The organism is Cellulosilyticum lentocellum DSM 5427, assembly GCF_000178835.2.
GTDB classification, from domain to species: Bacteria; Bacillota; Clostridia; order Lachnospirales; family Cellulosilyticaceae; genus Cellulosilyticum; species Cellulosilyticum lentocellum.
On sequence record NC_015275.1, the window covers coordinates 4534451 to 4549043 of the forward strand.

At 32.6% G+C, this 14593-nt stretch carries 11 protein-coding genes and 1 pseudogene; all 12 read right to left on the reverse strand.

Annotated features, from left to right (window positions below):
- Window positions 1-101 precede the first annotated feature (101 nt).
- Entirely contained in the window at window positions 102-1550 is a 1449-nt protein-coding gene (locus tag CLOLE_RS20625) for an ArnT family glycosyltransferase (RefSeq protein ID WP_013659064.1), read from the reverse strand.
- Window positions 1551-1554: 4 nt separating this feature from the next.
- Window positions 1555-3018 carry an ArnT family glycosyltransferase gene (locus CLOLE_RS20630; RefSeq protein ID WP_013659065.1) on the reverse strand — a complete coding sequence of 488 codons (1464 nt, stop codon included), beginning with the start codon at window positions 3016-3018 and terminating at the stop codon, window positions 1555-1557.
- 79 nt (window positions 3019-3097) lie between these two features.
- Window positions 3098-4777, reverse strand: a complete 1680-nt coding sequence (locus CLOLE_RS20635) for a LuxR C-terminal-related transcriptional regulator (RefSeq protein ID WP_242825756.1) — start codon at window positions 4775-4777, stop codon at window positions 3098-3100.
- Window positions 4758-5021 carry a hypothetical protein gene (locus CLOLE_RS23735; RefSeq protein WP_242825757.1) on the reverse strand — a complete coding sequence of 88 codons (264 nt, stop codon included), beginning with the start codon at window positions 5019-5021 and terminating at the stop codon, window positions 4758-4760. The genes CLOLE_RS20635 and CLOLE_RS23735 overlap by 20 nt, the downstream gene beginning before the upstream one ends.
- A gap of 341 nt (window positions 5022-5362) precedes the next feature.
- Window positions 5363-5497 carry a hypothetical protein gene (locus tag CLOLE_RS24100; RefSeq protein ID WP_408610359.1) on the reverse strand — a complete coding sequence of 45 codons (135 nt, stop codon included), beginning with the start codon at window positions 5495-5497 and terminating at the stop codon, window positions 5363-5365.
- A gap of 88 nt (window positions 5498-5585) precedes the next feature.
- A complete protein-coding gene (gene rlmH / locus CLOLE_RS20645) occupies window positions 5586-6065 on the reverse strand; it encodes a 23S rRNA (pseudouridine(1915)-N(3))-methyltransferase RlmH (RefSeq protein WP_013659066.1) in 480 nt (159 codons plus the stop codon).
- A 177-nt stretch (window positions 6066-6242) separates the two neighbouring features.
- A complete protein-coding gene (locus tag CLOLE_RS20650; protein ID WP_013659067.1) occupies window positions 6243-8279 on the reverse strand; it encodes a methyl-accepting chemotaxis protein in 2037 nt (678 codons plus the stop codon).
- Window positions 8280-8703: 424 nt separating this feature from the next.
- Window positions 8704-9183: pseudogene (gene rlmH / locus CLOLE_RS20660) on the reverse strand (23S rRNA (pseudouridine(1915)-N(3))-methyltransferase RlmH).
- Window positions 9184-9317: 134 nt separating this feature from the next.
- Entirely contained in the window at window positions 9318-9890 is a 573-nt protein-coding gene (locus CLOLE_RS20665; RefSeq protein WP_013659068.1) for a ParB N-terminal domain-containing protein, read from the reverse strand.
- Between the two features lie 124 nt (window positions 9891-10014).
- Window positions 10015-11298 (reverse strand): MFS transporter, encoded by a 1284-nt coding sequence (locus CLOLE_RS20670; RefSeq protein ID WP_013659069.1) that lies wholly within the window; start codon window positions 11296-11298, stop codon window positions 10015-10017.
- A gap of 344 nt (window positions 11299-11642) precedes the next feature.
- Entirely contained in the window at window positions 11643-13334 is a 1692-nt protein-coding gene (locus tag CLOLE_RS20675; RefSeq protein WP_013659070.1) for an ABC transporter ATP-binding protein, read from the reverse strand.
- 184 nt (window positions 13335-13518) lie between these two features.
- Window positions 13519-14550, reverse strand: a complete 1032-nt coding sequence (locus CLOLE_RS20680) for an ArsR family transcriptional regulator (protein ID WP_013659071.1) — start codon at window positions 14548-14550, stop codon at window positions 13519-13521.
- Window positions 14551-14593: the final 43 nt, after the last annotated feature.

Sequence of the window (14593 nt, forward strand, 5' to 3'; positions counted from 1 at the left end):
TGCCTTTTTAGCAAATATAAGTCTAGATAAATGCATGATATTAAAGTTATTTTTATATCAAGGATGATGCTAAAAAGATGCATAACCCTCACCTATTTCTTCTAGATCACACAGTACATATATACTGATAAAAGTGAAAAGGTTAGTACTGTTCCAGCAGATAGACGATAAAGTATTTTGCTGTACTTTTTATCTTTATTTCTGTCAAGAAATCTTCCGAAAAGAAGCGTTTTTATAATAAACACAGGTGCAACATACCTAAAGTCCATTGTGCAGCCATAGGGATACTTTATGTTAAAGGCTACATAAGCTATCATAAGCACCATTATTGATAACACCAGATAAAGGATATTTGTATCCTTTTCCTTTAAACAACTAACTACTGAAAGAATCATAAAAATGCTTATTAGGGCATAAATAAAAAGCATTATGGTAGGTAGTGTAGTTGAGATATTAAAACGAAATTCACCAAATAACCCACCCTTTAATAGATACATCCAGATATTATAATCCGAAAATGCATCGTTATAGACAGGATTAAACATTTTCGTTATGGGAAATGAAAGAAATCTTTGTGCAAATGTATAATAATGTGATTTAAATCCAACCTCTCCCACATCAAGCACATAATTAAATGGTTGATTAAACAAAACTAGATTTCGTATGGGATAAGCTAGACCAAGGGGCATACTTATGACTGCAAATAAACACAAACTTTTAATTGAGTTAAGCAGAGTGTTGTTTTTTATGCTTTGGACAATAACAACGATCATCAAAAGCCCTGTGGGAATGGCCAATACAACAACTGATATTTTTGTCATCATTCCAAGTCCGAAGCATAGGGCGAGTATAATTGTATTTCTTATACTTTGCTTTTTATACCATTTCATACTAAAAAGTAATATCATTGTCATAAAAAACACTGCCATAGCATCGTTGTTTACCCGCCCACCCATAAGATAGAAGTTAGGTAAAAAAGCAACTAAGGAAAGAGGAATAAGCTTATTGATTTTAAGCTCCTCACAAAGGGATTTTACGCAAAAAAGGGTTGCACACGAGAAGGTACATGACACAAGCCTTGCACAGTTCATGATGTCCATTTCATCTGTTAAGCGTAAAATAGGCTTAAGCACAAAAATAACAATGCTACTTAAAATATAATAAAGTGGGGGATGATAAAACTGTCCCTCATTACTTGTAGGTAACTGTCCATTAAGAATATTCAGTATGTATGCGGCATTCCCATCAGAATCAATGGAAATAATACCTAGATCATGGTATCTCACGGTACATGGTGTATAAAGCATATAGCCTATTCTCATTACAAATCCAATAAGAAGAATGTATTTTGCAAGTAATTCTTTATCAAATTTTTGACATAGGTTAAAGCCACCCATTAATGCTGTTGAAATAATGAGCAGTAGCATAATGCCTTGCACGCTATCTTCAAGACCTAGGATATAAACCAGAACATAGATGACAAGAATGGAAAGGCTTAAAATAGAGATATTTACTAAATTGGTTCGTTTTTTAGAGAATAAATTAACCATTTAATCAATCTCCTTTTCGTTTTTTTATCTTTCGATATAAATAGCCACAATCGTTATTAAATACTTGGGTATAGCTTGTCTTTATGATTTCTGAAAGCTCAGGGTTAGTTTTATCTGTTTCAAAACTATAAAGGGATAAAATCCATTCTGGATGATTTTCTTTGACATATTCAGTACAATACCTTTCAATATCAGGATTGATCTTAGCCATCCAGGTCTGCATGGTAAAATATTTACAGGGAGTATTTAAGTTTACTTCATAAATAAACATGGCAGGCATATTATAAGCAAAGCAATGGTTTTTCTCATTATCAGGTATCAGCTTATACATTTCATGGACGCTATGCTTATATTCTGTAATATACGATTTTTTCTCTATGATCTTTGTAGCCAAGAAGCTATTTGTACCCATCAGTGTCAAAAGTAAGGTCAAGAAAATCACTGGTAAAGCCTTTTTCTTGATTTTTATGCTATACTTTATGAGGAATATGGCAGAATAAGCAGTTAAAGGGGCTAGAAGTGTCCAATAATATATAAAAGGATGCTTGCTTATCAATATTGCTAAAGGAAGAACAGCAGAACCTAGCAATATAAAGGTACCTACTTTTTCTTCACTATTTGAATAACAAGTACACATAGTAATCGTATTGATGCCCAAAGCAATAAATAAGCATAAAAGCTGAGGACTATTTCCATTTGGGATAAGACGAAAACGCTCAGCCCCAATTTGACAATATTTAATATTATGTAAAAAAGTTGCATAAATCAGATCATATAGTGTTCCTGTACATAAATGATAGATCAATATGGGAAGAATCACAGTTATCAATCCTAAGCATCCGAAAAAGAAAGCACTTCCTATTTCATTCTGACTTTTTTTGAGCATATAAATGCCAATAAAAAGGATAATGGATACAATGAGTGCAATATTGTTAGGACGCATGAAAAACACGATACCAAAGCACAATCCAAGAATGAAGACCATTGGGGCAGTTAGTTTTTTATTCTTTAGCCACTTGTCAAAAATGTAAAGTGAGATCAAGCAAAAGAAATTACTGTATTCTTCAGTATAATTTCCACCGTTGAAAAATGTAACAGTTATCCATACATAAAGCAGTGGTATGTAAAGTGATAATGTATTATCCAAATAATGATTTGCCATTTTATATATCATTACTACAGAAATGAGCATCAGGAAAAGTTCTGTAAGCCATACGCCCAGTGTTCCATCAATAAAAAGCTGGGGAAGCATATTAATAATGAAAATAATCGGTCCTTTATGGTCAAAGAGTCCTGAATAAAGGATTTTCCCTTGAGCCATAGCCTTGCCCATAACAAGATACATACTGCTGTCTACGCCAAAATACTCAATAAGAGGGCTTGTGTTATAGGCAAAAAAAAGCATAAACAAAGTAGCTCCTATAATTAAAATCACATATGAGAGAGTTGACGGTACATTCTTTTGCATAATAGCCTCCTGTATATGTGCTCCTTCTTTCAACTTTTAGTGTAATATTTTATCTCAAAATTCATTTTATACTTTTGGGTTAAATAATATTGCGTTTCCTTGCCTCTATAACAGCGGCTGCTTTTCCATTGACCCCTAGCTTTCTATAAGTCTGTTGACAATGATATTTTATATTGGCCACAGACATCCCTGTCTCATTTGAGATTTGGGTTATAGACAAGCCTTCTGATTGTAATTTTAATATTTCAAGGGCATTTTTATTAAAATTGATACGCTCTGTCTGCTCCTTCAGATAAGAGGGATAACTACGTGCCATTTTTTCTGTCTCTTTCATCACTTGCTGCAGAAAAGGGCATGCCTTAGTCTGGCATTTGTATGACTCAAATAATTTCCACATCGGTGCACCTTCCCTGGAGATAATTCTGACAAAATGATACTGTTTTGCTTGCTCTAAACACTGGGTCAATGTTTCTTTCCAGTCTTTGTTTTTCATGCGATACTGGGTGATAGCAAGTAATACTTTAGCTTCTATGTTAATGTAAGTCCTTTGCATTATCTCACTATATACGAGAAGCCTTTGCAGCAACCCATTTGCCTTTTCTAACTTTCCTAGTATGAGATAACCTCTTACCTTGGTCAAATACCTGAAACGTTCCATGGTATTAAAATCAATTTCCTCCTTAGGTGCTTCCTGCATCCACTTCATCACTTCTGCTATTTCGCCGTAATACATTTGTATCCGGCATTTAAACGCTCTGATGTTAGGTAAAAGCTTGGTTGCCTCTGCACTTTCTGCCTTTTTATAAAAATCATCTAACAATTCAGCACCATCTGCGGCATTATTATTTAACACATAGAGCCATGTTAAAATACCATTTCCTACAAAGCACTGCTCGATCTTACCCCCTGCTTCTGCCTGCATCTTTCCCTTATTGGCGTAAGAAGACGTTTCATAATCGTCTTCTCCTTTTTCAAGATAGCTTTCTGCAAGTGCTAGATTAACTAATCCCTTTCCATACTTACCTAGGACAATCTCTACGATACTCCCAATACTTTTCGCTAGTTCCTTATCTTTTTTACTCCATTCACAAAAATCTTTGCCTCCATTCATCATAGAAGGCAGGTTGCTGGTTACAGAAAACTCTGGAAGGACAATGTCCTTATTTTCCAAAAGCATCCCCACACCTTTGAAGATTTCTATCAGGCTGGTACTCCCTCTATGTGGAAGGGCAATATCCAAATATGTAAGCCTACTCTCTGCTGCCTTTTTTAGACTTCCTGTCTGATTCAATGCATAGGCTCTTAATTCTTCATACCATCGCTCACTCTCTTCTACATTCATAAGCATAGATTGAAGCATGCTCATGCCTGTCATCAGTTCTACGCTTTGTCTTATGGTACTTTCTGGAAGCCTCAGATAATATTTTTTCAGCTCATAATAATTCCCAACAGATGGATTTTTTCTGGCATTGGCAATGATTAAGCTACTAATACGTTCATTATTTCCGTATTTTTCATACATCCTTATTGCATTGGGCATATCTCCTTCTAATTCATAATAAAGACCCGCATTGTAATAAAATTGTTTTTTCATTTCTAGAGAATACGTACGTTCCATTTTTCTAAGCAATGAACGTCTTGCTGCCAATCGAATTTCATAAATCGTTTCCTTATCCAATTCGCCTTTTTCTATAATGAAGTTTCCAATTTCTTTGGCTTTATCCAGGATGTACCTCACATCATTTCGTCCTGTAATCATTTCTGCTAGATGTGTATTTGATGAGTTCATCCCCATCACTTGAGCCAAGCCAATATAAATCGTCAATTACAACAATGGTCTTTCTTGATCCTATTCCAAAATCTAAATCTTGCAGTGTAAGCTTTTCAGCAGATAAATACACGTACTTCGTCTTTCCAAAATAATCTCTAATAAAACTCGTCTTCCCACAACCAGATACCCCATATAAATAGACGGTTTGATATTTTGCCCGTGCAAACTTCATCTTTTGGTTAACTAATTGAGGGCGTATATAGTATGCCGTTTGTAGATCATCTTCATAGATATCCATAAATCACCTCATTATTTAGCCACTTTACTTGCATGTCGTTTATTTTATAAATTTATTATATAAATTTTTTGCAAAAAATAAACTAGCCATTCGGCTAGTTTATTGCGTTTTATTCTTAATGCCACGAATTTTATCTAATTTTGCTCTATTTGAATACCGTACAGATGATTTTATATTTTTCTTATACTCATAAAAAATGCTTGGTGTCTTAGCACTAAGCATTTTTTATGAGTATACAAATTTTTACACTCTACTTAACAATGATAATACTCTTACTAGATGGAATCCAAACTTTCTGTAACCACCCTTAGTGGTACACAGGTTACATTATCTATAATCTGTGACTCCACATCATTTATTATATGGTTGCCATTTACTTCTATCATTGTATTGCTAGCAAATAATATGATTTGAGTTAAATCCTTTTAATAATCTACTGTACCATAACCTAATTGTTTTGATTTCTTGACTATTAAGCCTTAATTACGGCTATCTGAGTTACTTATGATACGGTTCATTATTATTAATCCTGAACCCTCTATAAATCTGCTCTAATAGCATGACTCTAAATAGCTGATGTGGGAATGTCATTTTTGAGAAGCAAAGCTTATAATTTGCTCTTTGTCTTACGGCATCTGATAAGCCAAGTGACCCTCCAATGACAAATACAATATGACTGTTACCTCTTACACCACAGTCTGCCATAAAACTTGCGAGTTCTTCAGATGAGAGCATCTTTCCATTCAAATCTAATGCTACAACGTAAGCACTATCACTGATTTTAGATAGAATTTTTTCGCCTTCTTTTTCTTTGATTTGTAATTCTTCTTTTTCAGAAGCATTATCTGGTGTTTTTTCATCTGCTAATTCAATGATACTTAATTTACAGTAACGACTTAGTCTTTTACTATACTCATTAATAGCTTGTACCAAATATTTTTCTTTAAGTTTGCCTACACATATGATTTCTATCTTCATGTCTATCTCCTAAATCTTATTGATTATATTTTATCTTTATTATGGGATGAGCTTTCTATTTGTATGATAACTATAACACTATATTACACCTACTATCCCAAAATCATTATAAACTTATAGGGGATAAAGCACGAGTTAAAAACACCCTATTCTCATATTTATTGAAAAAATTAATATCTAATCTAATTTAAACTTATTCATATATTCTACTAATGTAACTGAAGAACTTGCTGCAATGGTTGCAGTTTTTTCTACTTTTTCACTTTCTTCGTTAAATCGTTTTGAACGTCCTGTCATCATTTCGATGGTACTTAAAATTTCTTCTGCACTTGCAGATTGTTCTTCTGAAATAGCTGCCATACTTGTTGCTACCTCATCTACTTGTGTAATCGTATCTTTAATATTGGCTACAAGTTTACTTGCCTCGGTGATCTCGCTATAAATTTTTTCAAAGGTACTATATGCTTTATTAATAGAAGACTTATTTTCCTCAACGATACTTGCACTATCCTTTGTCTTTTCTACCATTGCTCCTACTTGCTCTTGAACTCCACTTATGATCTCACTAATTTCCTTAGTAGAATTAGCACTCATCTCTGCAAGTTTTCCTATTTCTTGTGCAACTACAGAGAAGCCTTTCCCTGCTTCTCCTGCTCTTGCTGCTTCAATTGAAGCATTTAAAGATAAGAGGTTCGTCTGTGAAGCCATATCTTCAATGAACTTAATAATCTCATTAATTTTACCAGTAGATGTATTAACTTCTTCTACTGACTCTATTAATGTTCCCATAGTTACTATGATCACATCCATCATTTGTCTAACTTTATTCATATCTTGTTGACCTTCTGCTGTAGCTCTAACCGTATGGTTCATCTTATCATCTGCTTCATTGCTATGCTCATTAGTGACTCCAACAATTTGTGCAAGGGATGTTGCATGTTCTGCTACTTCTGTAACTGATTTTACAAGCTCTTCTACTGTTTTATGCGTGTTATTCATCGCTTCATATTGTCCTTCTGCCATTTGATTTAAGAATAACGCACTTTCCTTACCAGTATCTGCATTTTGATCTAGTTCACTAGAGATCAACTTAATATCATTAATCAACTTCTTCATATAAATAATATACTTCTTAAGTGCCTCACTCATTCTCCCTATTTCATCATGGCTCTTGGTGTCAATCATGACAGTGAAATCTCCCTCTGTAATACGTGTGAGGCCTTCTGTTAATATCCCTACTGGTTCCATCATTGAGTTGATCACTTTCATTACAATAACACTTATAATGATAATAAAGATCAGTGCTAGTATTAAATACACCCCCGTTACTTTATAAAGCACTGCTACAATTTCATTTCTAGCAACACAAGTTACTAATCGCCATGTCGTTCCCTCTATTGGCTCTACCATTACAAAATAATCTTTACCTTCATCCTTAATAGTATGTAATTTGAAATCTTCTTCCTGTATGTAGCCTGCCACCTCTGCCATAAAACTACTTTCATCAGATGTAGAAATCATTTTAGCATTCCACTCACTATTCTTATGTCCTAATATCATATTATTTTGCTGATCAACTAAAAAACCATAACCACTATCTGTATCCATAATATTGATATTGGCAACAATCGATGTCACATCATTTAATGATACATCTGCTGACGCTACAAAGTTTTTCTTATCCTCTCTCTTAATTTTGGTTGTAGCACTCACAATGAACCCTTTTGTATTATCATCTAAATATGGTTCTCCAAAAGTAAACTTTTCATGTGTAAGGCCTTCCTTATACCAAGGCCTTTCTGTGACAACAAAATCTGCATCTGGTACCCATCCTGAGCCATCTAAATAAATACCTGTCTCATCTCCCCCATAAATACCATTAGGAAAAGCTTGGTGTAACTCCAGAGTAGATGCTAGATATTTTAATTCTTCTTCATCGCTCTTAAAATCAATATTTTCTAAACTGCTTTGCACACTATTTAAATTACCGAATACCCCCTGTACCCATGCACTGATCTTATTAGCATTAGCTACTGCTTGTTCTCTTAAACTCCTATAAGTATCATCTAACATTACACTCCTTATATTAAATATACTTATAGCACCCAACATTGAAAGTGCTAATACCATGATTGGAATGATCATTAACATAAGCTTTTTACGAATAGTAGTCTGTTTTTCTTTCATTTGTTGCTTAGTAATTTGTGTTTTCATCTGCTCCCCCTTAGTGTCATATTAGATACAATCCACTTAAATTCCATTATCAATTCTATGCTTTTGTCGAATAGAGTCGAACGGAATCGAATATTAGTAATATTATATCAAACAACAGATTTTTGGAAAACATTTTTTACACACAAGTTTCGTATATAAAAAAATTTACTAAGCCAATGTACTTTCCTTTTACTTTTCTTTATGCTTCTTCCTGAGTATATCTAGAAGGCTGCTCTGCATAATCCACTCGAATACTATGGAACCCACAAATTGAATACCATCTGCCAAGATGACATTTTCACTTTTTCCTTTGCGCTTGCGTTCACTCCCGTTCTGATAACAGTTGAATCTAACTAAATAGACCGCATCATAACTCAATTCACTACATCCTGTGATTATCAATGTTTCCATCTATTTATCTGAGTTATTTATGGTACGGTTCATTATTATTAATCCTAAATCCTCTATATATTTGTTCTAGTAGCATGACTCTAAATAGCTGATGTGGAAATGTCATTTTTGAGAAACACAATTTATAATTAGCTCGTGCCCTCACAACCTCTGATAACCCTAATGATCCTCCTATGACAGAAACAAGGTGACTATTCCCCCTTACACCGCAATCCGCTATAAAGCTTGCTAATTCTTCTGAGGATAACATTTTGCCTTACAAGTCTAAAGCTATCACATACGCTGCATCACTTATTTTAGAAAGGATTTTCTCTCCTTCTTTATCTTTAATCATAAATTCTTCTTTTTCTGAGGCATTATCCGGTGTTTTTTCACCAGCTAGTTCAATCATATTGAGCTTACAATATCTACTTAATCTTTTACTATATTCATCAATAGCTTGCACCAAGTATTTTTCTTTAAGTTTACCAACGCAGATTAATTCTATTTTCATTAAAGGACTCCTTATTTTATCTTAGTATCACTCTCTATACATTTTACATTTTAACACACTCATGCTTTTCTAACCTTATCCTTATGATACTATCCCCTATTATAACCCTTTTATCTATAACTCACTTATAGTAGCTATATACCCACATCATGTACTAAGGAGCAACATACCATGAGAGCTATACTCTTAAATATGACAAAAAGTGCTCCACTAGGAAAAATGATTAATCCCGCCATTCCAAGAAGTAAAAAAGTTGATATAAAATCCTTTTTTCTTTCTCCCCTATCAATGACGTATTTGCTTGTTATAGCCGGATGATAATAAATATCTATCGGTTCTTTTATCCTTCTGCCCTTAACTGTTACATAGTGTCCAAAGCAAGGATCACCCTTATAATCAGTGTAACTAAAATATATTAAAAATTGATTCCTAGTCCACCTGAAGTGATCTGCATCTCTATCCCACTTATTTAATATAACCGGCCTATGATCATGTGCCATAACTTCTTCATTCACTTTCACTTGTTGCACTTCTATTTTTGTTTTAAAATAAGTACCCTTTACAGATTTAATCCTTAGGTATTCCTGCATAAGTTGAACTAGTGTCGTTGATCCTCTATATATGGCAATAGCGCCAATGGCCATTCCCATCACATTAACTATCTTACTTAACCCCTGCAAACTTCGCATAAAGAATTCTGTTAGCATAATTATCCCCCTACATTTACATCTCTATTTGTCCAAATTGATATACTTTTCTCCTTAAACAAAAAATCCTAGAACATAAGATACCCTTTTATACACTTATGTCCTAGGATTAGTCTGTTCTATTTTAATCTAACTTCCTAATATCTTTATGCCTATACCATATCCCGCTAAACAATGCACCTAAAATACCTGTACATAAAAACATAACGGCCATACCTGTTCCTTTTCCTATTCCTACTATTCGTTCTAGGAACCTAACAATTTGGTTATCAGCTTTCATAAAAGGTTCAAACACATAATCAGCCAAATAACCACCTAGTAAAATACCAATAGGAATAGTCACATTTTGCAGTGCATTTCTCACTGAAAACACCCTTCCTTGCATCTCTTTAGGAACCTTCTCATACATAATGCCATTAATGCCTGCATTGATAAAAGGAATCAGTACACTAGTTGCTATAGCAGAGAAACACCACATCCATGCATTCCTGCTCATTCCCATTAATAGATCCCCTACTAAAAATGAAAATGCCGTAGAGAAATAAATGACCTTAATTCTTGATCTAGGAAATTTAATGAAGGTAATTACTATCCCACCTATAATACCACCAAAGCCTATAAATCCTGTGACCAAAGCCAAGATATTTTCATCCCCACCACTTCTAGCTAAGATTAACGCTGGTAAAATATTTTCATAGCCTATACGTGAAAACAAATTGGCTACTGTCATACTTAATACTAAGTACCAAATTCCTTTATGCTCTTTTAAGTACATCCACCCTTCTTTGCAACCCTCTAGTAATGTTTGTTTTTTGCATTCTTTACTTATAAGCCCTTCAGGTATATGAGTAAAACCAGCAAGTACCACAAAAGCTATTATAAAGCTTAATAAGTCAACCAAAATAACGCCCTTTAATCCTAGAATTCCATAAATAAAAGTGGCAAGCATTGGTGTAACTACTGTTAATACAGAACTTGAAAAGGAATTCATTCCACTAGCTTTTTCATATTGCCCTTTAGGTACGATAATTCCTATGGCTACCGAGGTAGCTGGACCTTGAAAAGCATTCATTACACCTGTGACTGCATTTACCATGTAAATATGATAAAGCTCTAACTTCCCAATCATTAGCAATAACAGTATTACTAATGTATTTAGAGCAGCAATCATATCTGCTCCTAGTATAATCATCTTTTTTCTATGCCTATCAATAAATGCCCCTACGAATAAGCTGACTACTAAATAAGGTAAATAATTGCAAAATGACATCAGTGACATAGACATCGCTGACTGCGTCTTACTATATGCCCATAATATAAGTGCAAAACTAGTCATAGAGCTTCCTAGCTGTGAAATTATTTGTGTAAGCCAAAATATAATATATGTATTCCATTTATAATCTTTCATTAGACTTCTCCTTTTTAGTTAATAATGTATTTAACTAAAAGTACAAAATCTAATCGGGACGACTAAACTGCTACTCTATACAAGGATCGTCCTCTTATTAGATCTTGTACAGAGTAATTTGCTTAAATCAATGACTATCTTACACATACGACTTTCCTCTTTCCCTACTTTTCTCTTATATCTTTATTATATGTCAAAACATTCTAATTACAATACGTTAACTAAAAATGCAGAAGCCGTCATTTCTTATCTATAGCCTCTGCACTTTTTAATGTATTCATTTATCAAATTTCTCTATTTCTCTATTGTGTAAAAGTCTTATTAAAAGAAGTAAAATAGCTCTTCTAGCTCCTTTTGGTAAAACTATAAAAATCAAGAAACTTTTCCTCTTTATTAATTAACTCTTTAAAGGTTCCATTTTCAATTATCAGTCCATTTTCCATATAAATTATTTCATTATATAAACCTAGTAATTCTTCACTCATTTTATGAGTGATGTTTATTAATGTTAAATCTTCTATGTTTAAAAGTTTACTTTCTATATCATAAGCCGTTTGCATATCTATAGCTGATGTACCCTCATCTAATATAAGTATTGGTGTTTTTTGAATCAATGCCCTAGCTATAGCTATCCTTTGTCTTTGACCTCCTGATAGGTTACATCCATTTTCACCTACTAAATAATTTAATCCATCTTCTATATTATTTATAAATTTATCCGCTCCACTTGACTCTAGCGCAGCATTAATATTTGCTTCTGTGAAGTCCTTAAATAGACATATATTATCCTTAATACTTTTATCAAACATATATACATTTTGATGGATCATAGCTATCATTGTATTAACCTTTTCAATACTTAAATTTGTAATGCTCTTTCCATCATAACTAATATTACCAGTAAAATTTGAGTAATATCCTGATATAAGCTTAATTAATGTGGATTTACCACAACCGCTGCCTCCTATAATTGCATATTTCTTCCCTTGCTTCAGTTCTAAATCTATTCCTTTTATAACATTCTTATCTTCATCATAACTAAACTGTAAATTAGAAACTTCTATGCTTTTATTAAAAGTAGGTTCATCCGTGCCTATTAATCCATGGTCGGCATAATCTGAAAATGTTTCTAATCTTTCAAGAACCGCTTTCATACTGCCGACTTTAGGTATATTGCTCATGATTATTATTACAGGTTGCACAAGTGTTCCTGAAAGCTGGAATACAGCAATTAGTATACCCATTGAAAGCTCAACCTTCAGCACAAAATACCCTGATAAAAAAATGGCTACAAGCTGAGTTCCAAGTCCTAGTATTTGAGACACCGATTCATTAATAGCAAACAGTCTATCTGCATTAAATTTTATCCGCGCTATATTTTCATTATTCTCTTCAAATTCATCATCTATCTTCTCTTTTAAGTTAAAAGATCGAATAACATCATATCCAGAAAACATATCCTTTAGCTTACAAGTAAATATTGATAAGCTATTAGATATTTCAAGCTGCTTACTTTCTAAGGCTTTCCCAAAAATACTAGGCACAATAAATAGTAGTAGCATACTAATAAATAATGCTAATGTAACTATTGGACTTAAAATGATTAGACGAATAACTGTCGCTATAAACATAACCGTATATTGTAAGATTTGCAGTAGTGGAATAATATAATTCTCTTCAATAAGTTTCATATCATTAGTTAATGCAGAAATATAATCTGCTGTGTTATTATTGGTAAAATCTTTGTGATTAGCTCTCATTATTCCTCTAAAAACCTTACTTCTTAGCATCTTTAGAACGTTCCTAATGAATTTCTTACTACAAATATCATAAGCAAAATAGACTAATCCCAATGTTATTGAATAGCTAATAGTATAAATAAGGATATTACGAAAATTATTACTATCTCCTATTGTGACATAATCAATAGTTTTTTGTACAAATACGGACAAGTATACAATTGATATTGATGATAATGAACTAAGTAACAACGTCAAAGCTAATAAGAACTTACTTTTTTTAATACATTCTTTCACCCTACATCCCCCTTATTTAGTATATTAGATAATTATCTAATATATTTAATTATTATCAAATTATATTTTTATATTAACTCTTCATTAGATGTATGTCAAATAAATTTGAAAATCATCTAACTATTTTCAAAAAATAGAGCTACTTAGGTAAGATTAATCTCCTTAATCTATCTAAGTAGCTCTATTAAAATAATACGTTACTAAGTTCATTCATAAAATTTTTTAATCCAGGTTCATTTAGAAAATAATAGACTTTACCTTGCTTCTTCTCTATTGTTACCATTCCGTATTCTAGTAATGATCCCATGTGATAAGAAACCGTTGCTGGGCTTAGCCCCAAAGCTTCTGCTATTTCTAAATTGTATTTATGTCCACTCTTAAGCAAAGTTATTATTTCTAATTTACTTTTATCACTTAGTGCCTTTAGCTTTAGCACTAACTCTCCCTTATTTCCCATTACTTTTAATTTTTCTTTATAAACTAACTCAACTAATAAACCTACAAAATACGTGTTATTGATATTAATGAACGTTGCACCAAATGCTAAAGTAGGTATTATAACATTCTCTTGATTTGGCATTTCAATAATATTATTCAGAATTTCACATTTCCCTGAGTTAATATATTTTATTAAATCTGAGAGAAGCTTATTTATATGATTACCTATAGCCTTGTATGCTTCCTCATAGGCCTTCATGTTATCATTTATTACTCCGATTAATCTAATATAATAATTTTTAGGAGCATCCAATACAGCAATCATCTTCCATTTACTACTTTCACTGATGTCTGCTTCCTTTAAAAAATCTATGATCCCCCTTAAATCTCCTATAGATTCAACACTTTCATTTCCTTCTGCCTGGTCATTGTATACATCTATGATTAATTTCTTTAATTCCTCATTAGTCATCCCATTAATATTTTCAATTATGTTATTATTATTAATTAATACGCTTGCAAGAATCAGGAAAATTTCAAGTTCGTTATCACCTAAAAATAAAATTTCATTATCATTAATAACTTTATATTTATCAAATGCTTTTACATATTTTTCTATCACTCTTAAATTTTTCTTTATAAAAATCTCTCCATTTATCCCTTCATTACTTAACTGTTCAATAGCCATTTTCTCGAAATTGCCATAATCATTGCTCATATAAAGTAACCCAAGGATTTCGCAAATAGGGTTTAACTTCTTAATTATTTTTATATCCATTAACTCACCCCAAAGACTTTTTTCTTTATTATATCATATTTAT